The 26,778-nt window shown below is 72.4% G+C and carries 19 protein-coding genes and 1 pseudogene; 6 read left to right on the top strand and 14 right to left on the bottom strand.

What is annotated here, in order from left to right; all coding sequences use genetic code 11:
• Positions 1-9 precede the first annotated feature (9 nt).
• Genes ABEB12_RS30815 through ABEB12_RS30795 form a run of 5 tightly spaced genes read left to right on the top strand, consistent with a single transcriptional unit; the run spans position 10 to position 6,886 of the window.
• On the top strand, positions 10-1,875 hold the full coding sequence (locus ABEB12_RS30815; RefSeq protein ID WP_185065423.1) for a methylmalonyl-CoA mutase family protein: 1,866 nt from the start codon (positions 10-12) through the stop codon (positions 1,873-1,875).
• The gene (gene scpA / locus ABEB12_RS30810; RefSeq protein WP_425572289.1) at positions 1,872-4,088 is read left to right on the top strand and encodes a methylmalonyl-CoA mutase; all 2,217 of its coding nucleotides are present in this window, start codon (positions 1,872-1,874) and stop codon (positions 4,086-4,088) included. The genes ABEB12_RS30815 and scpA overlap by 4 nt, the downstream gene beginning before the upstream one ends.
• A gap of 46 nt (positions 4,089-4,134) precedes the next feature.
• A complete protein-coding gene (meaB, locus tag ABEB12_RS30805; protein WP_185065422.1) occupies positions 4,135-5,112 on the top strand; it encodes a methylmalonyl Co-A mutase-associated GTPase MeaB in 978 nt (325 codons plus the stop codon).
• Positions 5,113-5,122: 10 nt separating this feature from the next.
• Positions 5,123-5,461 (top strand): divalent cation tolerance protein CutA, encoded by a 339-nt coding sequence (gene cutA, locus ABEB12_RS30800; protein ID WP_185065421.1) that lies wholly within the window; start codon positions 5,123-5,125, stop codon positions 5,459-5,461.
• 9 nt (positions 5,462-5,470) lie between these two features.
• Positions 5,471-6,886 carry a DUF2252 domain-containing protein gene (locus ABEB12_RS30795; RefSeq protein ID WP_345703281.1) on the top strand — a complete coding sequence of 472 codons (1,416 nt, stop codon included), beginning with the start codon at positions 5,471-5,473 and terminating at the stop codon, positions 6,884-6,886.
• Here ABEB12_RS30795 and ABEB12_RS30790 read toward each other — a convergent pair.
• Genes ABEB12_RS30790 through pyk form a run of 7 tightly spaced genes read right to left on the bottom strand, consistent with a single transcriptional unit; the run spans position 6,883 to position 13,983 of the window.
• Complete coding sequence (locus ABEB12_RS30790; RefSeq protein ID WP_185065420.1) at positions 6,883-7,602, bottom strand: Clp protease N-terminal domain-containing protein; 720 nt, start codon at positions 7,600-7,602, stop codon at positions 6,883-6,885. The two genes, ABEB12_RS30795 and ABEB12_RS30790, sit on opposite strands and share 4 nt — an antisense overlap.
• Positions 7,603-7,649: 47 nt before the next feature.
• Positions 7,650-8,765: a homoserine O-acetyltransferase MetX gene (metX, locus tag ABEB12_RS30785; RefSeq protein ID WP_185065419.1), complete on the bottom strand. Its 1,116-nt coding sequence runs from the start codon at positions 8,763-8,765 to the stop codon at positions 7,650-7,652.
• Positions 8,762-9,316, bottom strand: coding sequence for a CoA-binding protein (locus ABEB12_RS30780; protein WP_185065418.1), 555 nt, complete (start codon positions 9,314-9,316; stop codon positions 8,762-8,764). The genes metX and ABEB12_RS30780 overlap by 4 nt, the downstream gene beginning before the upstream one ends.
• Positions 9,316-10,617, bottom strand: a complete 1,302-nt coding sequence (locus tag ABEB12_RS30775) for an aminotransferase class V-fold PLP-dependent enzyme (RefSeq protein WP_185065417.1) — start codon at positions 10,615-10,617, stop codon at positions 9,316-9,318. The genes ABEB12_RS30780 and ABEB12_RS30775 overlap by 1 nt, the downstream gene beginning before the upstream one ends.
• 17 nt (positions 10,618-10,634) lie before the next feature.
• Positions 10,635-11,633: a cation diffusion facilitator family transporter gene (locus tag ABEB12_RS30770; protein WP_185065416.1), complete on the bottom strand. Its 999-nt coding sequence runs from the start codon at positions 11,631-11,633 to the stop codon at positions 10,635-10,637.
• A 10-nt stretch (positions 11,634-11,643) separates the two neighbouring features.
• Positions 11,644-12,540: an acyl-CoA thioesterase II gene (gene tesB / locus ABEB12_RS30765; RefSeq protein ID WP_185065415.1), complete on the bottom strand. Its 897-nt coding sequence runs from the start codon at positions 12,538-12,540 to the stop codon at positions 11,644-11,646.
• A gap of 15 nt (positions 12,541-12,555) precedes the next feature.
• Positions 12,556-13,983, bottom strand: a complete 1,428-nt coding sequence (pyk, locus tag ABEB12_RS30760; RefSeq protein WP_185065414.1) for a pyruvate kinase — start codon at positions 13,981-13,983, stop codon at positions 12,556-12,558.
• Between the two features lie 93 nt (positions 13,984-14,076).
• Between pyk and ABEB12_RS30755 the strand changes: the two genes are divergently transcribed.
• Entirely contained in the window at positions 14,077-14,400 is a 324-nt protein-coding gene (locus tag ABEB12_RS30755) for a VanZ family protein (protein ID WP_345703280.1), read from the top strand.
• Between the two features lie 54 nt (positions 14,401-14,454).
• On the opposite strand, the gene ABEB12_RS30750 is transcribed toward ABEB12_RS30755, so the two are convergent.
• The 7 genes and pseudogenes from ABEB12_RS30750 to trpB all read right to left on the bottom strand — a co-directional run bounded on the left by ABEB12_RS30750 (position 14,455) and on the right by trpB (position 26,724).
• On the bottom strand, positions 14,455-15,090 hold the full coding sequence (locus tag ABEB12_RS30750) for a TIGR02453 family protein (RefSeq protein WP_185065413.1): 636 nt from the start codon (positions 15,088-15,090) through the stop codon (positions 14,455-14,457).
• A 64-nt stretch (positions 15,091-15,154) separates the two neighbouring features.
• On the bottom strand, positions 15,155-16,987 hold the full coding sequence (recQ, locus tag ABEB12_RS30745; protein WP_185065412.1) for a DNA helicase RecQ: 1,833 nt from the start codon (positions 16,985-16,987) through the stop codon (positions 15,155-15,157).
• 72 nt (positions 16,988-17,059) lie between these two features.
• A complete protein-coding gene (locus ABEB12_RS30740) occupies positions 17,060-18,583 on the bottom strand; it encodes a glutamate synthase small subunit (RefSeq protein ID WP_185065411.1) in 1,524 nt (507 codons plus the stop codon).
• Between the two features lie 64 nt (positions 18,584-18,647).
• Positions 18,648-23,189: pseudogene (gene gltB, locus ABEB12_RS30735) on the bottom strand (glutamate synthase large subunit); the annotation flags it as partial.
• 347 nt (positions 23,190-23,536) lie between these two features.
• Positions 23,537-24,535 carry a prolipoprotein diacylglyceryl transferase gene (lgt, locus tag ABEB12_RS30730; RefSeq protein WP_185065409.1) on the bottom strand — a complete coding sequence of 333 codons (999 nt, stop codon included), beginning with the start codon at positions 24,533-24,535 and terminating at the stop codon, positions 23,537-23,539.
• A gap of 156 nt (positions 24,536-24,691) precedes the next feature.
• The gene (trpA, locus tag ABEB12_RS30725) at positions 24,692-25,489 is read right to left on the bottom strand and encodes a tryptophan synthase subunit alpha (RefSeq protein ID WP_185065408.1); all 798 of its coding nucleotides are present in this window, start codon (positions 25,487-25,489) and stop codon (positions 24,692-24,694) included.
• Positions 25,486-26,724 (bottom strand): tryptophan synthase subunit beta, encoded by a 1,239-nt coding sequence (gene trpB, locus ABEB12_RS30720; protein ID WP_185065407.1) that lies wholly within the window; start codon positions 26,722-26,724, stop codon positions 25,486-25,488. The genes trpA and trpB overlap by 4 nt, the downstream gene beginning before the upstream one ends.
• Positions 26,725-26,778 lie beyond the last annotated feature (54 nt).

Raw genomic sequence — 26,778 nt, 5'->3', positions numbered from 1 at the left:
AGTATCGATATGACACAGCCGTCGACGTTGGCGCTGGCCGACGAGTTTCCGCCGGCCACCCGTGAGCAGTGGCGCGAGCTCATCGCGGGGGTGCTCCGCAAGTCCGGCCGGCTGCCGGAGGACCACACCGGCCCGGTCGAGGAGCTGCTGGCCACGAGGCTCGGCGACGGCGTGACCATCGCTCCGTTGTACACCGCCGAGGACGCGCCGGAAGGCGCCGGCGTGCCCGGGGTGGACCCGTTCGTGCGCGGCGCCCGCCCGCTCGGCGCCAACCCGGACGGCTGGGACCTGCGCCAGCGGCACGCCGACCCGGACCAGGCGGCCACCGCCGAGGCGGTGCTGGCCGACCTGGAGAACGGGGTCACCTCGCTGTGGCTGGTGCTCGGCGAGGGCGCGCTGCCGCCCGGCTCCCTGCCCACCGTGCTCGCCGACGTGCTGCTGGACATGGCCCCGATCGCGCTGGACGCCGGGCCGGAACACACCGAGGCCGCCGCGCGGGACCTGGTCGACCTGGCCCGGCGGCGCGAGGTCCCCGGGGACGCGCTGACCGGAGTGCTGGGCGCCGACCCCTTCGGCTGGCTGGCCGGCCGGGACGCCGAGCTGGACGTGGACGCCGCACTGCGCACCGCCGCGGAGCTGGCCGGCCGGTGCGCCCGGGACTGGCCGAACCTGCGGGCGATCTCGGTGGACGCCACCCCCGTGCACAATGCCGGCGCCGAGGACGCCCAGGAACTGGCCTACTCCCTCGCCGCCGGGGTGGCCTACCTGCGCGCGCTCACCGAATCCGGGCTGAGCACCGCCGACGCGCTGCGCCAGCTGGAGTTCCGCTACGCGGCCACCGCCGACCAGTTCGCCACCATCGCCAAGCTGCGCGCCGCGCGCGGGCTGTGGGCCAGGGTGGCCCGGGAGTGCGGGGTCACCGGTGAGCAGGCCGCGCAGCGCCAGCACGTGGTCGGCTCCGAGGTCATGGTCACCGCCCGTGACCCGTGGGTGAACATGCTGCGCGGCACGCTGGCCTGCTTCGGTGCCGGGGTCGGAGGCGCCGACTCGGTCACCGTGCCGCCGTTCGACGCCGCGCTCGGCCTGCCCGACCCGTTCTCCCGGCGCATCGCGCGCAACACCCAGTCGCTGCTGATCGCCGAGTCGCACCTGGCCAGGGTGGTCGACCCGGCCGGCGGTTCGTGGTACGTGGAGCGGCTCACCGCCGACCTGGCCCGGCGGGCCTGGTCGGCGTTCACCGAGATCGAACGGGCCGGCGGGGTGGCCACCGCGCTGCGCGACGGCTCGCTGGCCGAGGCACTGGCCGCCACCTGGGGCAAGCGGGAGCGCCGGCTGGCCACCCGGAAGGAACCCGTGCTCGGCGTCAGCGAGTTCCCGAACCTGACCGAGAAGCTGCCAAACCGCACCCCGGACCCGCGCCCCGCCCCTCGGGGTCTGTTGCCCAGGGTGCGCCGGGCGGCGGCGTTCGAAGCGCTGCGCGACCGCGCCGACGCACACGTCGCGGCCACCGGCGCCCGGCCGGGGGTGTTCCTGGCCACCCTGGGCTCGGCCGCGTCCGCGACCGCCCGGGTCGGGTTCGCCACCAACCTGTTCCAGGCCGGCGGCCTGGACACCCCGTCGGCGGCCGGCACCCCGGAGGAGCTGGCGGCGGCGTTCGCCGAGGCCGGGACCCCGGTCGCCTGCCTGTGCGGCGCGGACCCCAGCTACGCGGAGTCCGCCGGCCCGGTCGCCGAGGCGTTGCGAACGGCCGGCGCGACCAAGGTGATCCTGGCCGGGAAACCGGGTACGTCAACCGCGGACGGCTACGTGTTCGCTGGCTGCGACGCCGTCGAGGTGCTCACCGCCGTGCTGGACGAACTGGGGGTAGCGAAGTGACCATCCCTGACTTCGGCGGCCTGCCGTTCGAGGAGTTCGGCGCCGCGCCCGAGGCGGAGAAGCAGTGGACCGAGCTGGTCCGGGAGCAGACCGGGGGCGACCCCGGCGAGCGGTCCTGGCTCACCCCGGAGGGCATCGAGGTGCCCGCGCTGTACACCGCCGCCGACACCGCCGGGCTGGACTTCCTGGCCACCTACCCGGGCATCGCGCCGTACCTGCGCGGCCCCTACCCGGCGATGTACACCACCCAGCCGTGGACGGTCCGGCAGTACGCCGGGTTCTCCACCGCTTCCGCGTCCAACGCCTTCTACCGGCGCAACCTGGCCGCCGGGCAGAAGGGCCTGTCCGTCGCGTTCGACCTGCCCACCCACCGGGGCTACGACTCCGACCACCCCCGGGTGCCCGGGGACGTCGGCATGGCCGGCGTGGCCATCGACTCCATCTACGACATGCGCCAGCTGTTCGACGGCATCCCGCTGGACAAGATGTCCGTGTCGATGACCATGAACGGCGCGGTGCTCCCGGTGCTCGCGCTGTACATCGTGGCGGCCGAGGAGCAGGGGGTGAAGCCGGAGCAGCTCGCGGGGACCATCCAGAACGACATCCTCAAGGAGTTCATGGTCCGCAACACCTACATCTACCCGCCCCAGCCGTCGATGCGGATCATCTCGGACATCTTCTCCTTCACCTCGCAAAAGATGCCCAAGTTCAACTCGATCTCCATCTCCGGATACCACATCCAGGAGGCCGGGGCGACCGCCGACCTGGAGCTGGCCTACACGCTGGCCGACGGGGTGGAGTACCTGCGCGCGGGCATCGATGCCGGCATGGACGTGGACGCGTTCGCGCCCCGGCTGTCGTTCTTCTGGGCGATCGGCATGAACTTCTTCATGGAGGTCGCCAAGATGCGCGCCGGGCGGCTGCTGTGGGCCAAGCTGGTCCGCCAGTTCGGCCCGAAGAACGCCAAGTCGCTGTCCCTGCGCACGCACAGCCAGACCTCGGGCTGGTCGCTCACCGCACAGGACGTCTACAACAACGTGGTGCGCACCTGTGTGGAGGCGATGGCCGCCACCCAGGGCCACACCCAGTCGCTGCACACCAACGCGCTGGACGAGGCGCTGGCGCTGCCCACCGACTTCTCCGCCCGAATCGCCCGCAACACCCAGCTGCTGCTGCAGCAGGAGTCCGGCACCACCCGGGTGATCGACCCGTGGGGCGGCAGCTACTACGTGGAGAAGCTCACCCACGACCTGGCCCGGCGCGCGTGGGAGCACATCACCGAGGTGGAAGAGGCCGGCGGGATGGCCAAGGCCATCGACGAGGGCATCCCGAAGCTGCGCGTCGAGGAGGCGGCCGCGCGCACCCAGGCGCGCATCGACTCCGGCCGCCAGCCGGTGATCGGGGTGAACACCTACCGGGTGGACGCGGACGAGTCGATCGACGTCCTCAAGATCGACAACGCGGACGTGCTGGCCCAGCAGGTGGCCCGGCTGAAGCGGCTGCGCGAGGAGCGGGACACCGAGGCGTGTGAGGCGGCGCTGCACGCGTTGACCCGCGCGGCGGAAGCGGCTGAGCGCGGCGACCGGGCCGGTGGACTGGAGCAGAACCTGCTGGCCTGCGCGGTGAACGCGGCCCGGGCGAAGGCCTCCGTCGGCGAGATCTCGGACGCGCTGGAGAAGGTGTACGGCCGGCACACCGCCTCGTTGCGCACTCTGTCCGGTGTGTATCGCGACGAGGCCGGGAAGGGGGATGGCCGGGTGAGCTCGATCGAGGCGGCCCAGGCGGCGTGCGCCGAGTTCGAGGAGCAGACCGGCCGGCGGCCCCGGATCCTGGTGGCCAAGATGGGCCAGGACGGCCACGACCGGGGGCAGAAGGTGATCGCCACCGCGTTCGCCGACCTGGGCTTCGACGTGGACGTCGGCCCGCTGTTCCAGACCCCGGCCGAGGTGGCCCGCCAGGCGGTGGAGGCCGACGTGCACGTGGTCGGGGTGTCCTCGCTGGCCGCCGGCCACCTCACCCTGGTGCCCGCGCTGCGCGACGAGCTGGCCGAGCTGGGCGCGGACGACGTGCTGATCGTGGTCGGCGGGGTGATCCCGCCGGGCGACTTCGACGCGCTGCGCGAGGCGGGGGCGGCGGCCATCTTCCCGCCGGGGACGGTGATCGCGGACGCGGCTGTGGAGTTGTTGCGCTCGCTGCGCGAGCGCAACCCGTGAGTGGCGAGTATGGCTATAGCAATACTCGCCACTCACGGGGGGCACGATGAGCGCCCCACTTGAGTCCTACCTGGACGGGGTGCGGCAGGGCTCGCGCCGCTGGATCGCCCGCGCGATCACCCTGGTGGAGTCGCGCCGGCCCGACCACCGCGAGCTGGCCCAGCGGCTGCTGGTGGAGCTGCTGCCGGCCACCGGGAAGGCCCGCCGAGTGGGCATCACCGGGGTGCCCGGGGTGGGCAAGTCGACCTTCATCGACGCGCTGGGCACCCAGCTGACCGGGGACGGCCACCGGGTCGGGGTGGTCGCCGTGGACCCTTCGTCCTCGCGCAGCGGCGGCAGCATCCTGGGCGACAAGACGCGGATGGGCCGGCTGGCCACCGACGAGGCGGCGTTCATCCGACCCTCCCCCACCGCCGGCACGCTGGGCGGGGTGGCCACCGCGACCCGGGAGAGCATGGTCGTGCTGGAGGCCGCCGGCTACGACGTGCTGATCGTGGAGACGGTCGGCGTCGGGCAGTCCGAGTACGCGGTGGCCGACATGGTGGACACCTTCCTGTTCCTCACCCTGGCCCGCACCGGTGACGCGCTGCAGGGCATCAAGCGGGGCATCCTGGAGCTGGCCGACGTGATCGCGGTGAACAAGGCCGACGGCCCGGGAGAGAAGGACGCCCGCCGGGCGGCCCGCGAGCTGGCCGGCGCGCTGCGCATGCTGCGCGGCCCGGACCACGACTGGGAGGTGCCGGTGCTGACCTGCAGCGCCGCCACCAACGCCGGCGTGGACGAGGTGTGGCGCAAGGTCACCGATCACCAGGACCGGCTGGACGCCTCCGGCCAGCTCACCGAGCGCCGCCGCCGCCAGCAGGTGCGCTGGATGTGGACCATGGTCAACGACCGGCTGCGCAACGACCTGCGCACCCATCCCGAGGTCCGCGAGCTGACCCCCGAGCTGGAGCGCGCCGTGCTGGACGGCGAGCTCACCCCCGCCCTGGCCGCCGACCGGATCCTGGACGCGTTCCGCCGGTAGTCTGCCGCGCATGACCGCCGAGCACGTTGTCGTCACCTCCACCACGGACAGCGAGGAGGTGGCCCGGGCGCTGGCCGCCGGGGCCATCGAGGCCCGGTTGGGCGCGTGTGCGCAGGTGGTCGGGCCGGTGACCAGCGTGTTCCGCTGGGAAGGCGAGATCCAGACGGAACGCGAGTGGCGGGTGGAGATCAAGACCTCGGCGGACCGGGTCGGCGCGCTGGTCGAGCACGTGGCGGCGGGCCACAACTACGACCTGCCGGAGATCATCGCCACGCCGATCACCGGCGGCAGCGCCGAGTACCTGTCCTGGCTGGTCGAGGAGACGCGGGTGGTAGCGCCCCGGCAGTAGGATCCGCGGGTGGCCGAATCCCCGTCCCACGATCACGTGGTGATCGCCGGTACCGACGGCACCGTCTACTCCTCGTTGCGCCGCCGGCCGGAGCCTCGGACCGAGCGCTACAAGCTGGGCAAGGAGCTGCGCAAGCGGGTGCCCCGGTCGGAGCTCGCGCTCTGGCGCCCGCCGGCGGTCGGCCGGCCCGACCCGGTGGAGCTGATCATCGAGTCGCACCAGGGGCGGCTGGACCGGCTGATCCCGATCCGGGTGAGCCGGATGGCCGAATCGCCGTACGGGTTCCTGCGCGGCTCGGCGGTGGTGATGGCGGAGGACGTGGCCCACCTGGCCAGCACCGGGATCACCCCGGTGGTGTGCGGCGACGCGCACCTGGGCAACTTCGGCTTCTACGCCTCGCCGGAGCGCGACCTGGTGATCGACCTGAACGACTTCGACGAGGCCCACCCGGGCGGCTGGGAGTGGGACCTGCGCCGCCTGGTGGCCAGCATCTGGGTGGCCGGCCGGCAGAACAGGGCGAGTGAACAGGACTGCGAACGGGCGGTCGCCGCGTGCGTGGCGGCCTACCGCGAGGAGGTCCGCTACCTGGCCGACGAGCCGCTGCTGTCCCGTTCCTACCAGCGCCTGGACGTGGACCGGCTGGCCGAGGACGCCTCCGACAAACACCTGCGCGCGGAGATCCGCCGGGCCGCCGACCGGGCGCGCAAGCGCACCAGTGACCGGGCGCTGCCCCGGTTCACCGAGGAGCACGGCGACACCCGGCGGATCGTGGAGGAGCCGCCACTGATCACCCGGGTCTCCGCCGAAGAGGCAGACCAGTTGGCCGAGGCGCTGGACGCCTACCTGGACACGCTGGCCCCGCACTGGCGGCGGCTGCTCGGCGGCTACACGCTGGTGGACATCGCCCACAAGGTGGTCGGTGTGGGCAGCGTCGGGCTGCGCGCCTACGTCGCCCTGCTCGAGGGGAGCAGCGCCGACGACGTGGTGTTCCTGCAGCTCAAGGAGGCGCGCCGGTCCGTGCTGGCCCGCTACGTGCACGGCGAGTCGGCCTGGCACGCCCACCAGGGGCAGCGGGTGGTGGAGTACCAGCAGGCGCTGCAGACGGTCAGCGACCCGCTGCTCGGCTGGGCCACCGCCGGCGGCCGGCAGTACTACGTGCGCCAGTTCCGCAACATGAAGGGCACCGTGGCGCTGGACTCGATCGACTCCGAGGCCCTGGACGACTACGCCGGCGTGGTCGGCCACCTGCTCGCCAAGGGCCACTCCCGGACCAGCGGCGCATCCATGATCGCCGGCTACGTGGGCAAGTCGGAGGCACTGGACGAGGCGCTGTGCGAGTTCGCCCGCGCCTACGCCGACCAGACCGAGGCCGACCACGCCGCCCTGGTCCAGGCGGTCAAAACCGGCCGCCTCCCCTCCGTCTAGCCGTCCTGCTCGGCGACGATGGCGGCCAGGGCGGCTTTGACGTGCTCCTCGGTGGCCGGCTTGGTCAGGCCCAGGCCGGTCAGCAGGCCGCTGCCGTCCTCCAGCTCCAGCAGGGCCAGCAGGATGTGCTCGGTGCCGATGTAGTTGTGCCCGAGCCGCAGCGCCTCGCGGAAGGTCAGCTCCAGGGCCTTGCGCGCGGGGGCGTCGAACGGGATCAGCGCGGGCAGGTCGACCGACGCCGCCGGCAGCGCGCCGGCCACCCGCTTCCGCACGGCGTCCAGCGACACCGACTGGGCGGTGATCGCCTTCGCGGCCAGGCCGGCCGGCTCGGTCAGCAGGCCCAGGATCAGGTGCGCCGGGCCGATCTCGGAGTTGCCCGCCTTCCGGGCTTCCTCCTGGGCCGCCACCACCACCTTCCGCGCCCTCGGGGTGAACCGGCTGAAGCCCTCGCTGGCGTCCATGTCGGGCTGCCCCGGCGACTTCGGCACCCCGCGCTTGCGGGCGGCCTGCTTGGTCACGCCCATGCTGTTGCCGATGTCCGTCCAGGAGGCCCCGGAGCGGCGCGCCTGGTCCACGAAATGGCCGATCAGGTGGTCGGCCAGCTCCCCGAGGTGCTCCGCCGCGAGCACCGCGCTGGTCAGTTGCTCGAGCGCGTCGGGGTGCACCTTCTTGATGCCGTCGATCAGGTCGTCGAGGCGGATCGGGTTCGTCGTCATGCGACAACCATAGGTTGTCTAGCGTCCAAATGACAACCCGAGGTTGTCTAGCGGCCCATCGCTTCCGCGAGTACCGCGTTCACCTGCTCGACCTCGACCAGGAAGCCGTCGTGACCGCGTTCGGAGCGCAGCACTACCGGCGCCACGCCGAGCATCTCGGCCAGCTCCACCTGCTGGCGCAGCGGGTAGAGCCGGTCGGTGTCCACCCCGACGATGGTCGGCTCGGCCCGCAGCCGGCGCAGCGCGGCCCGCGTGCCGCCCCGCCCCCGGCCGATCTCGTGGCTGTTCATCGCCGACGTCAGAGCCACGTAGGTGCCCGCGTCGAACCGGTTGCGCAGGCCGTCCTCGGCATGTTGCAGGTAGGACTGCACGGCGAACCGCCCGCCGCGCAGCGGGTCGGTGCCGTCCTGCGCGGACCGGCCGAACCGGTCGTCCACCTCCTCGGCGGTCCGGTAGGTCAGGTGGGCGATCCGCCGCGCGATGCCCATCCCGACGTGCGGCCCCACCGGGTCGTCGTAGTAGTCGCCGCCGTGCCAGCGCGGGTCGGCCCGGATGGCGTCGATCTGGATGGAACAGGTGCCGACCTGGTCGGCGCTGGCCTCGGCGTTCGCCGCCATCACCACCACCCGGCGGACCCGGTCCGGCGCGCACAACGCCCACTCGATGGCCCGCTGGCCGCCCATCGAGCCGCCGACCACGGCGGCCCACGCGGGGATGCCCAGCGCGTCGGCGAAGCCGAACTCCACGGTCACCTGGTCCCGGATCGTGGTGTCCGGCCAACGACTGCCCCATGGCGCGCCGTCCGGGGCCGGCGAGGAGGGACCGGTGCTGCCCTGGCAGCCACCGAGCACGTTCGAGCAGACCACGAACCAGCGGTCGGTGTCCAGGCCGAGGCCCGGCCCGATCACCCCGTCCCACCAGCCGCCGGTGGGATGCCCCGGCCCGGGCGGCCCGGTTGCGTGGCTGTCCCCGGTCAGCGCGTGCAGCACCAGCACCGCGTTGTCCTTGGCCGGTGAGAGGCTGCCCCAGGTCTCGTAGGCCAGCCGCACCCCGGGCAGCCGCCCGCCCAGCTCCAGCTCGACGCCGGGCAGGTCCACGAACCGGCGGTCGCCGGCCGGATCCCCGTCCAGCCACGCTCCCGTGACGCGTTGGACTGAGGTCACCGCGCGCCCCGCGCGCGGGCCGAGCGCGCGCCCGGTTCGGCGCGTGCGGGGGACACAGTGGCTCGGCGGGAGGTGATCACGCCGGTGTTGAAACCGGCCAAATGCAGACCACCGTGGAAGCGGGCGTGCTCGATCTTCAGGCAGCGGTCCATCACCACGGTCAGGCCGGCGTCCTCCGCGCGCCGGGCCAGCTCCGGCTCCCACAGGCCGAACTGCAGCCACCAGGCCTTGATGCCGTCGATCGCCAGTACCTCGTCCAGCACGCCGGGCAGGTCGGCCGGCCGGCGGAAGGTGTCCACCAGGTCCGGAACGACGGGAAGCTCGGCCAGCGACGGGTACACCGGGCGGCCCAGGATCTCCTTCGCGTTCGGGTTCACGAAGTAGACGTCGTAGTCGGTGCTGGCCAGCAGGTACGTGGCCACGAAGTTGCTGGCCCTGGCCGGGTTCGGCGACGCTCCCAGCATGGCCACGCCGCGGGTCCGGCGCAGCAGGGCGAGGCGTTCGCCCGGCGCCGGGTTGGTCCACGCCGCTCCGTTGCTCGCCTCGGTCATCAGGCCTCCTTCACGGCGGCGGCCAGCGCCTGGTCCAGGTCCCACAGGATGTCGTCGGAGTCCTCCAGGCCGACGCTGATCCGCACCAGGTCCGGCGGCACCCCACCGGACCGCAGCTGCTCGTCGGTGAGCTGCTGATGGGTGGTAGAGCCGGGGTGGATGACCAGCGTGCGGGCGTCGCCGACGTTGGCCAGGTGGCTGCACAGCTCCACCGACTCGATGAACGTCTGGCCGGCGGCGCGCCCGCCGCGGACGCCGAAGGCGAACACCGCCCCCGGCCCCAGCGGCGTGTAGCGGGCGGCCCGGTCATGGTGCGGGTGGTCCGGCAGCCCGGCCCAGCGCACGTAGGACACCCGCGGGTCGGCGGCCAGCCACTCGGCGACCGTGCGGGCGTTGGCCAGGTGCGCCTCCATCCGCTGCGGCAGCGTCTCCACCCCCTGCAGCAGCAGGAACGCGCTGTGCGGGGACAGCGCGGGGCCGATGTCGCGCAGCTGCTCGGAGCGCAGCTTGGTGAGGAAGCCGAACTCCTGGAAGTTGCCCCACCAGCTCAGCCCGCCGTAGGACGGGATGGGCTCGGTCATCTGGGGGAACCGCCCGTTGCCCCAGTCGAACCGGCCGGCCTCCACCACCACGCCGCCCAACGTGGTGCCGTGCCCGCCGAGGAACTTGGTGGCCGAGTGGATCACGATGTCCGCGCCGTGCTCGATCGGCCGGCAGAGGTACGGGGTGGCCAGCGTGGCGTCGATGACCAGCGGCAACCCGGCGGCGTGCGCCACCTCGGCCAGGCCGGCGATGTCCGCGACCTCGCCGGACGGGTTGGCGATCACCTCGGCGAACAGCAGCTTGGTCTTGTCGGTGATCGCGGCGGCGAAGTCCTTGGGCTCGCCCCCGGACACGAACACCGTGTTCACCCCGAACCGGCGCAGCGTCACGTCGAGCTGGGTGATGGTGCCGCCGTACAGCCCGGCGGCGGCCACGATCTCGTCACCGGCGCCGGCCAGACAGGCGAAGGTGAGGAACTCGGCGGCCTGCCCGCTGGCCGTGGCCACCGCGCCCAGCCCGCCGTCCAGGCTGGCCAGCCGCTCCTCCAGCGCCGCGACCGTGGGGTTGGCGATCCGGCTGTAGATGGTGCCGTACTTCTGCAGCGCGAACAGGCTGGCCGCGTCGGTGGTGTCCTCGAAGACGAAGCTGGTGGACTGGTAGATCGGCACCGCCCGGGCGCCGGTGGTCGGATCGGGTGCGGCGCCCGCGTGCACCGCCCTGGTCCGGAACCCCCACTGCCGGTCGCGTTCGCTACTCACCACTTTTTCCTATCACATCAGTTCGGTTTCTCGGGGCGCCAGAGCGTGCCGTACCGGGCCCGCACCCGCTCCCGCAGCTCCGGGTCGTGGCGCGGCACGGGTTCCATGAAGATCTCGTCCAGGTCGCCGAACTCCTCGCGCAGCTCGTTGTCGATGCGCACACAGGCCCGCTCCAGCTCGGCGGTGGTGATCGAGTCCACGAAGTCGATCCGGGCGCAGACCAGCACCTGGTCGGTGCCGGTGAGCATGGTCAGCAGGTCCACCACCACGTCCACCTCGGGCTGCTGCTCCAGCCGACCGCGGATCGCCCGGACCAGCCGGGGGTCGGCCTGGCGGCCGATGAGCAGGTTCTTGTTGGTCTGCCCGAGGAAGTAGGCGACCACCACGAGCAGCGCCCCGATCAGCAGCGACGCGATGCCGTCCCACACCGGGGACCCGGTGAGCTGGGTGAGCCCCAGCCCGCCGAAGGCCAGCAGCAGCCCGGTGAGCGCGGCGCTGTCCTCGTAGAGCACGGTCTTCACCGTGGGGTCGTCGCTGCGCCGCAGGTACAGGCCCAGCGGCAGCCGGTCCTTGGCCTGCTCGGCGCGCACCTGACGGATCGCCTGGGTGAGCGAGATCCCCTCCAGCACGAAGGCGACCGCCAGCACCACGTAGCCGACCAGCGGGCTCCGGTGGTCCTCCGGGTGCCCGGTGAGCACATGTACGCCCTGGTAGATGGAGAACAGCGCGCCCGCCGTGAAGATCGACACGGCGGCCAGCAGCGACCAGAAGTACCGCTCCTTGCCGTAGCCGAACGGGTGCCGGGCATCGGCCGGCTTGTTGGACCGGCGCAGCGCGGTGAGCAGCAGGATCTCGGTGCCGCAGTCGGCCACCGAGTGCGCGGCCTCCGACAGCAGGGCCGCGCTGCCGGTGATCAGGCCGGCGACCGCCTTGGCGATGGTCACCGAGACGTTCGCGCCGAGCGCGAGCAGCACGGTGAGCAGGCTCTCCCCCTGCTGTTCCTCGCCGTTGCCCATTCGCCCGACCCTAGCTAATGATGCGCACCAGGCCCTCCTGGACGGTGGTGGCGATCAGCCGGCCGTCGGTGGTGAAGAACCGGCCGGTGGCCAGCCCGCGCGCGCCGGAGGCCACCGGTGAGTGGCACTCGTAGAGCAGCCAGTCGTCGGCACGGAAGTCCTGGTGGAACCACATGGCGTGGTCCAGGCTGGCGCTCATCATCCGTTCCGTCCAGGCCGGCACCTCGTGCCGGGCCAGCACCGAGTTCAGCAGGGTGAGGTCCGAGGCGTAGGTGAGCAGGCACACGTGCACCAGCCGGTCGTCCGGCAGCGAGCCGTCCGCGCGCATCCACACCCGCATCGGCTCGCGGGTGGGTTGGAAGCCGGGTGCCCAGACGGGCCGCTGCACGTAGCGCACGTCCAGCGGCCGGGGCATGCGCAGGAACGGGTTGACCTCCAGGCCCAGGTCCCGGATCAGCGAGCCCATGTCCGGCAGTTCCTCCGGTCCGGGCACGCCGGTGGGCATCTCCTCGGTGTGCTCCAGGCCCGGTTGGGGCAGCTGGAAGGACGCGGACAGCGAGAAGATCGCCTCGCCGTGCTGGATGGCGAGCACCCGGCGAGTGGTGAAGGAGCGCCCGTCGCGCACCCGCTCCACGTCGTAGACGATCGGGATCTTCGGGTCGCCGGGGCGGATGAAGTACGCGTGCAGCGAGTGCACCTGCCGGTCCGGCGGGACCGTGCGCCCGGCCGCGACCAGTGCCTGCCCGGCCACCTGGCCGCCGAACACCCGCACCGGCGTCTCCGGAGGGCTGGTGCCCCGGAACAGGTTGACCTCGATGCGCTCCAGGGACAGCCGGGCCACCAGCTTGTCCAGCACACCCTGGCCCCGGGGAACCCCGTCGGCACTGATCTCGGCACTCACGGTCATGTGCCGAAGTGTGCCTTAGCCGTGATCGTCTTCGCCCAGCCGGTGCACCCGGATGAGGTTGGTGGAACCGATCGTGGCGGGCGGCGAGCCGGCCACCACCACGACCAGGTCACCCGGGGTGGACCGGCCGATGGAGAGCATCGCGGCATCCACCTGCCGGACCATGGCGTCGGTGGAATCCACCTGGTCGACCAGGAAGGTCTCGGTGCCCCAGGTCAGGGCCAGCTGGCTGCGCACCGCCGGGACCGGGGTGAAGGCGAGCAGCGGAAGCCTGCTGTGCAACCGGGCCAACCGGCGCACGGTGTCCCCGGACTGCGTGAACGCGACCAGCGCGCGGGCGTTCAGCCGCTCCCCGATGTCCCTGGCCGCATAGGAGAGCACGCCGCGCTTGGTCCTCGGCACGTGGTTCAGCGGGGGCACCGCGACAGACGTGCCGGACTCCACCGCCTCCACGATCTCCGCCATGGTGCGCACGGTCTTGATCGGGTAACGGCCGACGCTGGTCTCCCCGGAGAGCATCACCGCGTCGGCGCCGTCCAGCACGGCATTCGCCACGTCGGAGGCCTCGGCCCTGGTCGGCCGGGGGTTGGTGATCATCGAGTCCAGCATCTGGGTGGCCACGATCACCGGCTTGGCGTTCTCCCGGGCGATCTGGATGGCCCGCTTCTGCACCAGCGGCACGTTCTCCAGCGGCAGCTCCACGCCCAGGTCGCCTCGGGCGACCATGATCCCGTCGAAGGCCAGCACGATGGCCTCGAGGTTGTCCACCGCCTCCGGCTTCTCCAGCTTGGCGATGACCGGCAGCCGGCCGCCGCCGACCCGGTCCATCACCTGGTGCACCTGGTCGATGTCCGCCGGGCTGCGCACGAAGGACAGCGCCACGAAGTCGACCCGCAGGCCGAGGGCGAACTCCAGGTCGGAGATGTCCTTCTCACTCATCGCCGGCACTGAGACGTTCATGCCGGGCAGCGAGATGCCCTTGTTGTCGCTGACCGTGCCGCCCTCGACGACCTCGCAGACCACGTCGAGGCCGTCCACCTTGATTACCCGGAGGCCGATCTTGCCGTCGTCCACCAGCAGGCGGTCGTCCGGCCGCGCGTCGTCGGCGAGCCCGCCGTAGGTGGTGGACACCCGGTCGTGGGTGCCGGCCACGTCCTCCACGGTGATGCGCACCTCTTCGCCGGTGCGCCACTCCACCGGGCCGGTGGCGAAACGGCCGAGGCGGATCTTCGGGCCCTGGAGGTCGGCGAGGATGCCCACCGCGCGACCGGCTTCGTCCGCTGCCTCTCGGACGAGCTCGTAAACCTGCTTGTGGTCCTCGCGGTTGCCGTGGCTGAAGTTCAGCCGGGCCACGTCCATGCCGGCTTCCACAAGCTCGCGGATTCGCTCCGGGCTCGAGGTTGCCGGCCCCAGGGTACAAACGATCTTTGCTCGGCGGCTCACTCCCCAAGCTTAACCGCCAGGGCGAATCGATTCAGCTACCGTCAGGTGAACGTCGTGCGATGCCGGCCACCGGCGGAAGGCACAATCCCGGTCGTGACCAGGCGCGCGCTCCCTTTCGTGATCATGGCCCTGATCAGCCTTTTTGCCTTGTTCAGCCCCGCCACCGACGCCCCGCTGCCGTTTCCCGGCTTCGACAAGGTCGTGCACTGCGCGTTGTTCGCCGCACTGGCCTGGACCGCCCGCCGGGCCGGCTTCTCTATCGTTCAAGTAGCCGTTGGCCTGGCCGTTTACGCGGTCGCCTCGGAATTCCTGCAGGGTGTACTGCCGATCAACCGGGACGCCGACGCCTGGGACGCCCTCACCGACCTGGCCGGCGTGGCAATCGGCCTGTGGTTCACTGGGCGCGCCCGACGGTGAACCAGGTCACTCCCGATCTCGGGGTTGCCCGGTGCACCGGCCGTTTCGGCGGGATCAGCGGCGCGGGTTCTCGGTCGGTCCGACGTGGTCGGACAGCCACTCCACCAGCGGGTTCAGCGCCCGCCACGCGGCGGTGACCTCCCCGACCAGCTCGGGGGCGAGCATCGGGTGCTCCCCCGGCCACCGGCGAAACGCGTACAGCGACTTGTGCCGCAGCAGCTCCAGCCTCGGGTGCCCGGGGTCGATACCGCGCGGGCGGGTGGCGAGCAGCTCGCCGGCCACGGTCAGCCCCGAGCCCTCGAGCGCGGCGAGCCGCGTGCGCAGGTCCTCACCCCGCCGCTCCTCGTCCACCGCGACCCGGTAACGCCGCACCTGGTCGCCGGCCATCTGGTAGTAGCCGCCGGCGATCATGATCCCGCCCGCGCCGGCCTGCACGTAGTGGCTGCCGAGGATCGCGCCGCAGTGCGTCTTGTACGGGGTCTTGTCCGCGCTGAACCGAACGTCCCGGTACGGCCGGAAGATCTTCCCCTGGCCGAACTCGGGTTCCAGCTCGGCCAGCAGCGCCTCCATCGGCGCGCGCACATGCTCCTGGTAGACGGCCTTGTGCTCGTTCCAGTACGCCTTGGAGTTGTCGGCCTCCAGGCCGTCGTAGAAGTCGACCAGCCGTTCCCCGAACCCGGCGAAACCCATGCCGAGCACGCTAGCGCCCGCCCGCGCGCCCGTCCCACCGGAGTCCTCTTTCGCACGCTGGGGGCTACTCGGGGGTGGCCAGGACTTCCAGGACGCCTTCGCCGTACTTGGCGAGCTTGTTCTCGCCCACACCGCTGATCGTGCCCAGTTCGGCGAGGCTGGCCGGCAGGCGGGTGGCGATCTCGCGGAGCGTGGCGTCGTGGAAGATCACGTAGGCGGGGACGCCCTGTTCCTTGGCGGTGGCGCCGCGCCAGGCCCGCAGCCGTTCGAAGACCGGTGCGGCCTCGGCCGGAAGGTCGGCCGCCGGCTTGCGGTCGCCGCGCGCGGAACGCACCCGCGCAGCCTTGGCCGCCGGGTCGCGGCGCATCATCACCTTGCGCTCGCCGCGCATCGCCTCCGCGCTCTCGGCGGTGAACACCACGGTGTTGTACTTGCCCTCCACCGCGAGCAGGCCCTGCGCCATGAGCTGGCGGATCACCCCGCGCCATTCGCCTTCGCCGAGGTCCTCGCCCACGCCGAACACGGTCAGTGAGTCGTGCTGGAACTGTTCGATCTTGGGGGTGCGCTTGCCGCGCAGGATGTCCACGATGTGCCCCGCACCGAAGCTCTGGCGGCGCTCGTTCTTCAGCCGGTACACGGCCGAGAGCACCTTCTGCGCCGCTACCGTGCCGTCCCACGACTCCGGCGGGTTCAGGCAGGTGTCACAGTTGCCGCACGGCTCACCGGCCTGGCCGAAGTAGTTCAGCAGCCGCACCCGCCGGCAGGTCACGGTCTCGCACAGCGCGAGCATGGCGTCCAGGTGCTGGCTCAGCCGCCGCCGGTGCGCGAGGTCACCCTCCGAGTCGTCGATCATCCTGCGCTGCTGCACCACGTCGGCCAGGCCGTAGGCCAGCCAGGCGGTGGACGGCAGCCCGTCCCGGCCGGCGCGGCCGGTCTCCTGGTAGTAGCCCTCCACCGACTTGGGCAGGTCCAGGTGGGCGACGAACCGCACGTCCGGCTTGTCGATGCCCATGCCGAAGGCGATGGTCGCCACCATCACCAGGCCGTCCTCGCGCAGGAACCGGGCCTGGTTGGTGGCGCGGGTGCGGGCGTCCAGGCCGGCGTGGTACGGCAGCGCCGAGATGCCCTGCGCGGAGAGGAACTCGGCCGTCTGCTCCACCGAGTTGCGGGACAGGCAGTAGACGATCCCCGCGTCGCCGGCGTGCTCGGTGCGCAACAGCTCGAGCAGCTGCTTGCGCGGCTCGTTCTTCGGCACGATCCGGTACTGGATGTTCGGCCGGTCGAAGCTGGCCACGAAGTGCCGCGCCTCGCCGAGCTTGAGCCGCTCGGCGATCTCCTCGTGGGTGGCCTTCGTCGCGGTGGCGGTGAGCGCGATCCGGGGCACGTCCGGCCAGCGCTCGTGCAGCTCGGACAGCGCCAGGTAGTCGGGCCGGAAGTCGTGGCCCCACTGGGACACGCAGTGCGCCTCGTCGATGGCGAACAGCGCGATCTTCCCCCGGTCCAGCAGGCGGGCCGTGGCCTCCAGCCGCAGGCGCTCCGGGGCCAGGTAGAGCACGTCCAGCTCGCCGGCCAGGAACTCGGCCTCGACCAGCTGGCGCTCGTCGGGGTACTGCGTGGAGTTGAGGAAGCCGGCCCGCACGCCGAGCGCGCGCAGTGCGTCCACCTGGTCCTGCATCAGCGCGATCAGCGGCGAGACCACCACCCCGACGCCGTCCCGGACCAGCGCCGGGATCTGGTAGCACAGCGACTTGCCGCCACCGGTGGGCATCAGCACCAGCGCGTCACCGCCGCCGCTCACGTGCTCGATGATCTCGGCCTGTTCGCCCCGGAACGAGTCGTAGCCGAAGATCCGCTTGAGCACATCGGCCGGGGTCTGAGCAATGTCGGGGAGCGCCACGGTCCGATCGTACGAGACCGGGATCTCGCGCCGCGGCCGAACCGATCGGTCAGCTTTCCCCGGTGGTCGGCGTCAGACGGCGCGCAGCGGTAGCGAGGTGGGGCGCACCGGGGCGGGCAGCCGGGACGACATGCCGGTGAGGTACGCGTCCACCGCGTGCGCCGCCGCGCGGCCCTCCGCGATCGCCCACACCACCAGGGAGGCGCCGCGGTGCGCGTCTCCGCACACGAAGACGCCGGGCACCCGGGTCTGCCAGTCCGGCCCGCAGCCGAGCGCCCCGGCCGCCGTGCGCTCCAGCCCGAGGCCGGCCAGCAGCGGGGTGTCGGTCGCCCCGGTGAACCCGATGGCCAGCAACGCCAGGTCACAGGGCAGCTCGGTGTGCTCCTCGTCCAGGGGCAGCACCTCCCGGCGGCCGGTCGCCCGGTCCCGGACCACCCGCACCCGGCGCAGCCGCACCGCCCTGACCCGGCCGTTCTCGTCGCCGACGAAGCTCTCCACGGCCACCTCGAACCGGCGCTCGCCGCCCTCCTCGTGCACCGGGTAGGTGCGCAGGATCCACGGCCAGGTCGGCCACGGCGAGCGGTCGAAGTCGGGGGCGTCGGGCGGGCGCGGGTACTGGTCGAGCTGGGCCACCGAGGCCGCGCCCTGGCGCAACGCGGTTCCGTAGCAGTCCGCCGCGGTGTCGCCGCCGCCGATGATCACCACGTGCCGGCCCTCGGCGGAGATCGGCGTGGGGCCGTCCCCCTCGCACTCCCGGTTGGCCGGCACCAGGTGCTCCATGGCCAGGTGTACCCCGGCCAGCTCCCGGCCGGGCAGGTCCGGGGCGTCCCGGCCGGCCAGCGCGCCGACCGCGAGCACCACCGCGTCGAACTCGTCGCGCAGCCGGGCCACCGGCAGGTCACCGGGGCGGTGCCCGCCGACCTCGCAGTCGGTGACGAACCGGGTGCCCTCCGCCCGCAGTTGGGCCAGCCGGCGGTCCAGCACCGACTTCTCCATCTTGAACTCGGGGATGCCGTAGCGCAGCAGGCCGCCCAACCGGTCGTCCCGCTCGAACACGGTGACGTGGTGCCCCGCCCGGGTGAGCTGCTGCGCGGCGGCCAGCCCGGCCGGCCCGGACCCGACCACCGCGACCCGCTTGCCGGACACCAGCCCGGCCCGCTGCACCGGCACCAGGTCCCGCTCCCAGGCCTCGTCGGCGATCGCCTGCTCCACCCGCTTGATGGCCACCGCGCCGCCGGCGTCCGGCGTCAGCGCCAGCACGCAGGCCGCCTCGCACGGCGCGGGGCACAGCCGGCCGGTGAACTCGGGGAAGTTGTTGGTGGCGTGCAGCCGCTCGCTGGCCCGGGGCCACTGCCCCAACCGGACCAGGTCGTTCCACTCCGGGATGAGGTTGCCGAGCGGGCATCCGGCCGAACCCGAGTGACAGAACGGGACGCCGCAGTCCATGCACCGGCCGGCCTGCTCCTGGGTCTGGCCGAGCTGCTCCGGGGCGATCTGGTCGCGGTAGACCTCGCGCCAGTCGTGCACCCGCTCGTGCTTCGGGCGCTTCGGCAGGTCGGCCCGGCGGAGCCGGAGGAATCCGCGCGGGTCAGCCACGGGCCGCCTCGGTGTCATTGGTCGGCCGGCCGGCGAGGGCTTGGGTCCCGGCCGTCGGCCGGGCGGCGGCCTGCATCACCGCCAGGTCGGGATCCCGGCCCTCGGCGGTGGCCAGCCGAACCGCCTCCAGCACTCGGCGGTAGTCCCTCGGCATGATCTTGGTGAACGCCCGGGACCGGCGCGGCCAGTCGCCGAGCAGCGACGCGGCCACGGCCGAACCGGTCAGCTCGTGGTGCCGGCGCACGATCTCGCGCAGCCGTTCCAGGTCGTCCTCACCGGGCGGTTCCAGGTCCACCAGCTCGCGGTTCACCCGCCCGGGCACCAGGTCCAGCACGTAGGCCGTGCCACCGGACATGCCCGCCGCGACATTCCGTCCGGTGGCGCCCAGCACCACCACGGTGCCGCCGGTCATGTACTCGCAGGCGTGGTCACCGACGCCCTCGGCGACCGCGAGCGCCCCCGAGTTGCGCACACAGAACCGCTCCCCGACCACGCCGCGCAGGAAGATCTCCCCCGAGGTCGCGCCGTAGCCGATCACGTTGCCGGCGATCACCTGGTGCTCGGCCGGGAACGGCGCGTCCGGGTGCGGCCGGGCGATCACCCGCCCGCCGGACAGTCCCTTGGCCAGGTAGTCGTTGGCGTCTCCGACCAGGTCGATCGTGATCCCCGGCGGAAGGAACGCGCCCAGCGACTGGCCGGCCGACCCGGTCAGCCGCAGCGAGATCGTGTCCTCCGGCAGCCCGGAACCGCCGTAGCGCCGGGTCACCTCGGCGCCGAGAAGCGTGCCGACCGTCCGGTTCACGTTGCGCACCGGCAGCTCCAGGCGCACCTGGTGGGCGTCCTCCAGCGCGGCCTCGGCCAGCTGGATCAGCGTCTGGTCCAGTGCCTTGTCCAGGCCGTGGTCCTGGGGCCGGGTGCGCCGCCTCGGCCCGGCGTCCTCGGGCACCATGAACAGCGGCGATAGGTCCAGCCCGCGCACCGCCTTCCAGTGCCGAACCGCGCGGTCGGTCTCCAGCAGCTCGGCGTGCCCGATCGCCTCGTCCAGCGTGCGGAAACCCAGCTCGGCCAGGTACTCGCGCACCTCCTCGGCGAGGAACCGGAAGAAGTTCTCCACGAACTCCGGCCGGCCGGTGAACCGCCGTCGCAGCTCGGGATCCTGGGTGGCCACTCCCACCGGGCAGGTGTCCAGGTGGCAGACCCGCATCATCACGCAGCCGGCCACGATCAGCGGGGCGGTGGAGAAGCCGTACTCCTCGGCGCCGAGCAGCGCGGCCACCACGACGTCCCGGCCGGTCTTCATCTGCCCGTCGGTCTGCACCACGATGCGGTCCCGCAGCCCGTTGAGCAGCAGCGTCTGCTGGGTGTCGGCCAGCCCGATCTCCCACGGCGCGCCGGCGTGCTTGAGCGAGGTGAGCGGGGCCGCCCCGGTGCCGCCGTCGTGCCCGGAGATGAGCACCACGTCGGCGTGCGCCTTGGCCACCCCGGCCGCCACGGTGCCGACGCCCACCGAGGACACCAGCTTGACGTGCACCCGCGCGTCCGAGTTGGCGTTCTTCAGGTCGTGGATCAGCTGGGCCAGGTCCTCGATGGAGTAGATGTCGTGGTGGGGCGGCGGCGAGATCAGCCCGACCCCGGGGGTGGAGTGGCGGGTGCGGGCGATCCACGGCCACACCTTGTTGCCCGGCAGCTGGCCGCCCTCCCCCGGCTTCGCGCCCTGGGCCATCTTGATCTGGATGTCGGTGGCGTTCACCAGGTACTCGCTGGTCACCCCGAAACGGCCGGAGGCCACCTGCTTGATCGCGCTGCGCCGGCGCGGGTCGTAGAGCCGGTCGATGTCCTCGCCGCCCTCGCCGGTGTTGGACCGGGCACCCAGGTTGTTCATCGCCACGGCCAGCGTCTCGTGGGCCTCGGCGGAGATCGAGCCGTAGGACATCGCGCCGGTGTTGAACCGGCCCAGGATGGCCGCCACCGGCTCCACCTCGTCCAGCGGTACGGCCGGCCGCACCCCGGTGCGCAGCGTGAACAGCCCGCGCAGCGCGCCGCCCTCGGCGGCCAGCCGGTCGCACTCGGCGGTGTACCGGCGGAACACCTCCACCTGGCCGGACTTGGTGGCGTGCTGCAGCAGGAACACCGTTTCCGGGGTGAACAGGTGCAGCTCGCCGTCGCGGCGGTAGGCGTACTCGCCGCCCACGTCCAGGCGGCGGCGCACCTGGTCGGCCGGGTTCTCCGGGTAGGCCAGGCGGTGGCGGGCGGCCACCTCCTCGGCCAGCACGTCCAGGCCGACCCCGCCGAGCTGTGACGCGGTGCCGGTGAAGTACTGGTCCACCAGGTCCCGCGACAACCCGATCGCCTCGAAGACCTGCGCGGCGGTGTAGGCGCCGACCGTGGAGATGCCCATCTTGGACATCACCTTCAGCACGCCCTTGACCATCGCGGTCCGGTAGTTGCGCAGCGCGGCGGCCGGCGCGATGCCGGAGATGTCGCCGCGCACGATCATGGCTTCGATGGTTTCCATGGCCAGGTAGGGGTTCACCGCGGCCGCGCCGTAGCCGAGCAGCAGGGCCGCGTGGTGCACCTCGCGGCAGTCGCCGCTCTCCACCACCAGGGCCACCCGCGTGCGTTCCCGCTGCCGGACCAGGTGGTGGTGCACCGCCGAGGTGAGCAGCAACGACGGGATGGGCGCCATCCGGTGGTCGGAGTCCCGGTCGGAGAGCACCAGCACCCTGGCCCCGTCCGCGATGGCCTCGGATGCCTCGCGGCGCACCCGGTCCAGCGCCGCCTCCAGCGCCCCCGCACCGCCGTCCACCTGGTACCGCCCACTGATCACGGCGGCGGCGAACCCGGGCAGGTTGCCGTCGTCGTTGATGTGCAGGATCTTGGCCAGCTCGTCGTTGTCGATCACCGGGTAGGGCAGGCGCAGGTGCCGGCAGGACGCCGGCGTCGGCTCGAGCAGGTTGTGCTCCGGCCCCATCACCCGGGCCACGCTGGTCACGATCTCTTCCCGGATCGCGTCCAGCGGCGGGTTGGTGACCTGGGCGAACAGCTGGGCGAAGTAGTCGTAGAGCAGGCGGGGCCGCTGGGACAGCGCGGCCACCGGGGTGTCCGTGCCCATCGAGCCGACCGGTTCGGCGGCCCGGGTGGCCATCGGCCCGAGCAGGATGCGCAGCTCCTCGTCGGTGTAGCCGAAGGTCTGCTGGCGGCGCAGCACCGACTCGTGGGTCTGCACCACATGCTCGCGCGGCGGCAGGCCGGTCACGTCCAGCATCCCGGCGTGCAGCCACTCGTCGTAGGGCAGTTCGGCGGCCAGTGCGCCCTTGATCTCGTCGTCGGCCACGATCCGCCCGGCCTCGGTGTCCACCAGGAACATCCGTCCCGGCTGCAGGCGCCCCTTGGCCACCACGTCACCGGGCGGCGCGTCCAGCACCCCGGTCTCGCTGGCCAGCACCACCCGGCCGTCGGCCAGCTGCCACCAGCGGGCCGGGCGCAGGCCGTTGCGGTCCAGCACCGCGCCGACCAGCGTTCCGTCGGTGAAGGTGACGCAGGCCGGGCCGTCCCACGGCTCCATCAGGCTGGCGTGGAACTCGTAGAAGGCCCGCCGGGCGGGGTCCATCTCCTCGTGGTTCTCCCACGCCTCCGGGATCATCATCAGCACCGCGTGCGGCAGCGAGCGACCGCCCAGGTGCAGCAGCTCCAGCACCTCGTCCAGGGAGGCCGAGTCGGATGCGCCCTCGGTACAGATCGGGAACAGCCGCTCCAGGTCGCCCGGGATCAGGTCGCTGGCCAGCAGCGCCTCCCGGGCCCGCATCCGGTTCCGGTTGCCCCGGATGGTGTTGATCTCGCCGTTGTGCGCGACATAGCGGTACGGGTGGGCCAGCGGCCAGGACGGGAAGGTGTTGGTGGAGAACCGGCTGTGCACCAGGGCGATCGCGCTGGCCGTCCGGGGGTCGGTCAGGTCGGGGAAGAACACCGGCAGCTGGTGCGTGGTGAGCATGCCCTTGTACACCAGCGTGCGGCTGGACAGCGAGGCGAAGTACAGTCCGCAGGCCTGCTCGGCGGCCGCCCGTTCGGCGCGTTTTCGCAGGCAGAACGCCATCCGGTCGAGCGCAATCCCGGCCTCGTCGCCCGCGCTCGCGACGAACAGCTGAGCGAACCGAGGCATGCCGGCCCGCGCGGTTTCACCGAGCCCGGCGGCGTCCGGCCGGGTGGGTGGCTCCCGCCAGCCGAGCACCCGCAGGCCCTCCTCGGCGGCCAGCCGCTCGACCAGCCCGACCGAAGCGGCCCGCTGCTCCGGGCACTCCGGCAGGAAGACCAGCCCGACCGCGTACCGCCCCGCGCCGTCCGGCGCCGGTTCGGGCAGCGGGAAGTCCACGGTGGCCCGCAGCAGCCCGTCGGGCACCTGCAGCAGGATGCCCGCGCCGTCCCCGCTGGTGGGCTCGGCACCGGCGGCGCCCCGGTGCTCCAGGTTGGCCAGGGCGGTCAGCGCGTCGGCCACCACGCCGTGGCTGCGCCGGCCGCCGGTGTCCGCAACCATCGCGACGCCGCAGGCGTCGTGCTCGGCCTCGGGGCGGTAGAGGCCCCGCGCGGATGGTTGGGTAGAAAAGATCACCGCGGAGACCTCCCTGGAGGCTGGTAGCTGCCGTGTTTCGGGACAACGGCGGCCCGCGGATTTCTCGAGACTGTAACAGGCGGGAAACCGCCTGGCACAGGTCTTGTCCGACCCTTAACCTGGCCTGCCCGGCGGCATTCCCGCTGGCGTGGCCGGTGTATGCACGGTTAACCGTGCCGACACCCTGGTGACTCGGCAAACACGATACGGCGACCGGAAGGTTTTGTCCCCCTGGAGCGGGAAACGCCTTTCCGAGCGGGTGTGAGTCGACAGACCGCTCGAGCCGGCGTTCCTAAAGATCGGCTTGGACGGCGCGGTCGGGCGGTCACCATACGTAACCGAACGAGCTATTCCTTGGCGGACTCGTCCGGGCGTTCCGTGCCCCGCTTCGCGTCCGGTCCGTCGGGCGCGCTGTCCACGGTGGACGGCGTACGGGCGGCCGGCGTGGCGACCGGTTCCCTGGGCGCTTCCGCCGGGCGGTTCGGACCGTCCTCCCTGGGCTTGCGCACCAGCACCAGGTAGGCGATCGCGCCGAGGAAGACCACCGCGGAGACCACGGTGTTGATTCGGATGTCACCGAAGACCCGGGTCGCGTAGTCGTCGCGCATCTGCTCGATGAAGAACCGGCCGGCGGTGTAACCGGCGACGTAGACCGCGAACGCCCGGCCGTGCCCCAGCCGGAACTGCCGGTCCGCCCACACCACGAGCGCGGCGACCAGCAGGTTCCAGATCAGCTCGTACAGGAACGTGGGCTGCACGATCCGCTCGGGGATGTGGCTGACCGCGACGCCGGCCATGTCGTCCGGTATCTGGGTGCCCGGAATGACCCGGTTGTAGATCTCCAGGCCCCAGGGCAGGTCGGTCTCCCGGCCGTACAGCTCCTGGTTGAAGTAGTTGCCGAGGCGGCCGATGGCCTGCGCGGTCACGATGCCCGGCGCCACCGCGTCGGCGAAGAAGGCCAGCGAGATGCCGCGCCGGCGGCAGCCGATCCAGGCGCCCACCGCGCCCAGCGCGATGGCCCCCCAGATGCCCAGCCCGCCGTGCCAGATCTTCAGCGCGTCGACCGGGTTGGCGCCCGGGCCGAAGTACTTCTGCCAGTCCGTCGCCACGTGGTAGAGCCGGCCGCCGACCAGTCCGAACGGCACCGCGAACACCGCGACGTCGGTCACGGTGCCCGGCTCGCCGCCCCGGTCGACCAGCCGCCGCTCGCCCCACATGACGGCGACCACGATGCCGGCGATGATGCACAGCGCGTACGCCCTGATCGGGAGCGGACCGAGGTACCAGACCCCCTGGTCCGGGCTCGGGATGGTGGCCAAGTACCCGGAGGTCAACGCGGAAAGCACGTTCACACCGTACTCGACCGAGGCGTTGCCTCAGTCGAGTACCTGTGAGTGCTGAGTGACGCTATGGCGATGCTCGGCACTCACGAGCCGCGCGGCGGCGGGTACTTCCGTGAGTGCCGAGCATCGCCACCGCTCCGCGGCGCCGAAGGCGTAGCGTCACTCAGCACTCACAGGACGCCGAAGGCGGCACCCGCCGGCCAGTTCGGCGGTCAGCTCGCGCAGCGCGGGCTCCCCCTGGCCGGCGGCGGCGACCAGGGCCGAGCCCACGATCACCGCGTCGGCGAAGCCCGCCACCTGGGCGGCCTGGGCGCCGGAGCGCACGCCGAGGCCGACGCCGATGGGCAGCCGGGTGTGCGGCCGGCAACGGGCCACCAGCTCGGCGGCGGCCGGACCGAGCGCGTCCCGCGCGCCGGTCACCCCCATCACCGCGGAGGCGTAGAGGAAGCCGCTGGTGGCCGCCGTGGTCCGGGCGATCCGCTCCTCGGTCGACGAGGGGGCGACCAGGAAGATCCGGTCCAGCCCGTGCCGTTCGGACGCGACCATCCACTCGTCGGCCTCGTCCGGCACCAGGTCGGGGGTGATCAGCCCCAGCCCGCCGGCGGCGGCCAGGTCGCGGGCGAACGCGTCCACGCCGTAGCGCAGCACCGGGTTGAAGTAGGTCATGATCACCGCGCGCCCGCCGGAGGAGGCGATGCGCTCGACGATGCCGAACACGTCCCGGATCCGGGTGCCGCCGCGCAACGCGGTCTCCGCCGCGGTCTGGATGGTCGGCCCGTCCAGCACCGGGTCCGAGTACGGCAGGCCGACCTCCACCAGGTCGGCACCGGCGTCCAGCATCGCCTCGAACAGCCGGCCCGAGTCGGGCACCGTCGGATAGCCGGCCGGCAGGTAGCCGACCAGGGCCGCGCGGCCCTCCGCCCGGCATCCGGCGAACAGCTCGTCCAGCTCGCTCACTCGGGCGATCCCAGGTTCTTGAACCATTTCATGGCGGTGTCCATGTCCTTGTCGCCCCGGCCGGAGAGGCTGATCAGGATGATCGCCTCCGGCCCCAGCTCCCGGCCCAGCTTCAGCGAGCCGGCGATCGCGTGCGCGGACTCGATGGCCGGGATGATGCCCTCGGTGCGGGAGAGCAGGGCGAACGCGTCCATCGCCTCGGCGTCGGTGACCGGGTGGTACTCCGCGCGCCCGATGTCCTTGAGCAGCGCGTGCTCCGGGCCGACGCCCGGGTAGTCCAGGCCGGCGGAGATGGAGTGCGACTCGAGCGTCTGCCCGTCCTCGTCCTGCAGCAGGTAGGACATGGCGCCGTGCAGCGCGCCGGGGCTGCCCTCGGTCAGCGTCGCGCCGTGGCGGCCGGTGGAGATGCCGTCGCCGCCCGGCTCGTAGCCGACCAGCCGCACCCCGGGGTCGTCCAGGAAGGCGTGGAAGATGCCGATCGCGTTGGATCCGCCGCCGACGCAGGCGGTCACCGCCGTGGGCAGCCGGCCGCACCGCTCCAGCACCTGCTCGCGGGCCTCCAGCCCGATCACCCGGTGGAAGTCCCGGACCATCATCGGGAACGGGTGTGGGCCGGCCGCCGTGCCGAGCACGTAGTGCGTGTCGTCCAGGTTGGTCACCCAGTCGCGCAGCGCCTCGTTGATGGCGTCCTTGAGTGTGCGGGAGCCGGACTTGACCGAGATGACCTCGGCGCCCAGCAGGCGCATCCGGGCCACGTTCAGCGCCTGCCGCTCGGTGTCCACCTCGCCCATGTAGACGACGCAGTCCAGGCCGAGCAGGGCGCACGCGGTGGCGATGGCCACGCCGTGCTGGCCGGCGCCGGTCTCCGCGATCACCCGCTGCTTGCCCATCCGCTTGGTGAGCAGCGCCTGGCCCAGCACATTGTTGATCTTGTGTGAGCCGGTGTGGTTCAGGTCCTCCCGCTTGAGCAGCAACCGGGCGCCGCCGGCGTGCTCGGCCAGCTTGGGCGCGTCGGTGAGCGGCGAGGGGCGGCCGGTGTAGTCGCGCTGCAGCCGGTCCAGCTCGGCCAGGAAGTCCGGGTCCAGCCGGGCCTTCTCGTAGTACGTGGTCAGCTCGTCCAGCGCGGCGATCAACGCCTCCGGCACGTACCGGCCGCCGAACCGGCCGAAGTGGCCCCGCTCGTCCGGCTGGTGCTGGCCCCGGTTGGTCAGCCCCGAACTCGCGGTCGCGGTCATTGTTCCACCTCGGGCACGACCGTCAGGAGCGGGAACCTCCTGCCGGAGCCGGCC

The organism is Actinospineispora eucalypti (genome assembly GCF_039543365.1).
Classification (GTDB): domain Bacteria; phylum Actinomycetota; class Actinomycetes; order Mycobacteriales; family Pseudonocardiaceae; genus Pseudonocardia; species Pseudonocardia eucalypti.
The sequence above is the reverse complement of the archived record's forward strand: the minus strand, read 5'-3'. Positions and strand labels throughout refer to the sequence as shown.

Coding starts and splice junctions, on each gene's coding strand:
- trpB (WP_185065407.1), bottom strand. CDS start 26,724: ATGACCGCGACCGCGAGTTCGGGGCTGACCAACCGGGGCCAGCACCAG.
- ABEB12_RS30790 (WP_185065420.1), bottom strand. CDS start 7,602: ATGACGACGAACCCGATCCGCCTCGACGACCTGATCGACGGCATCAAG.
- ABEB12_RS30770 (WP_185065416.1), bottom strand. CDS start 11,633: ATGGGCAACGGCGAGGAACAGCAGGGGGAGAGCCTGCTCACCGTGCTG.
- cutA (WP_185065421.1), top strand. CDS start 5,123: ATGACCGCCGAGCACGTTGTCGTCACCTCCACCACGGACAGCGAGGAG.
- ABEB12_RS30780 (WP_185065418.1), bottom strand. CDS start 9,316: ATGACCGAGGCGAGCAACGGAGCGGCGTGGACCAACCCGGCGCCGGGC.
- meaB (WP_185065422.1), top strand. CDS start 4,135: ATGAGCGCCCCACTTGAGTCCTACCTGGACGGGGTGCGGCAGGGCTCG.
- ABEB12_RS30750 (WP_185065413.1), bottom strand. CDS start 15,090: ATGGGTTTCGCCGGGTTCGGGGAACGGCTGGTCGACTTCTACGACGGC.
- ABEB12_RS30815 (WP_185065423.1), top strand. CDS start 10: ATGACACAGCCGTCGACGTTGGCGCTGGCCGACGAGTTTCCGCCGGCC.
- tesB (WP_185065415.1), bottom strand. CDS start 12,540: ATGACCGTGAGTGCCGAGATCAGTGCCGACGGGGTTCCCCGGGGCCAG.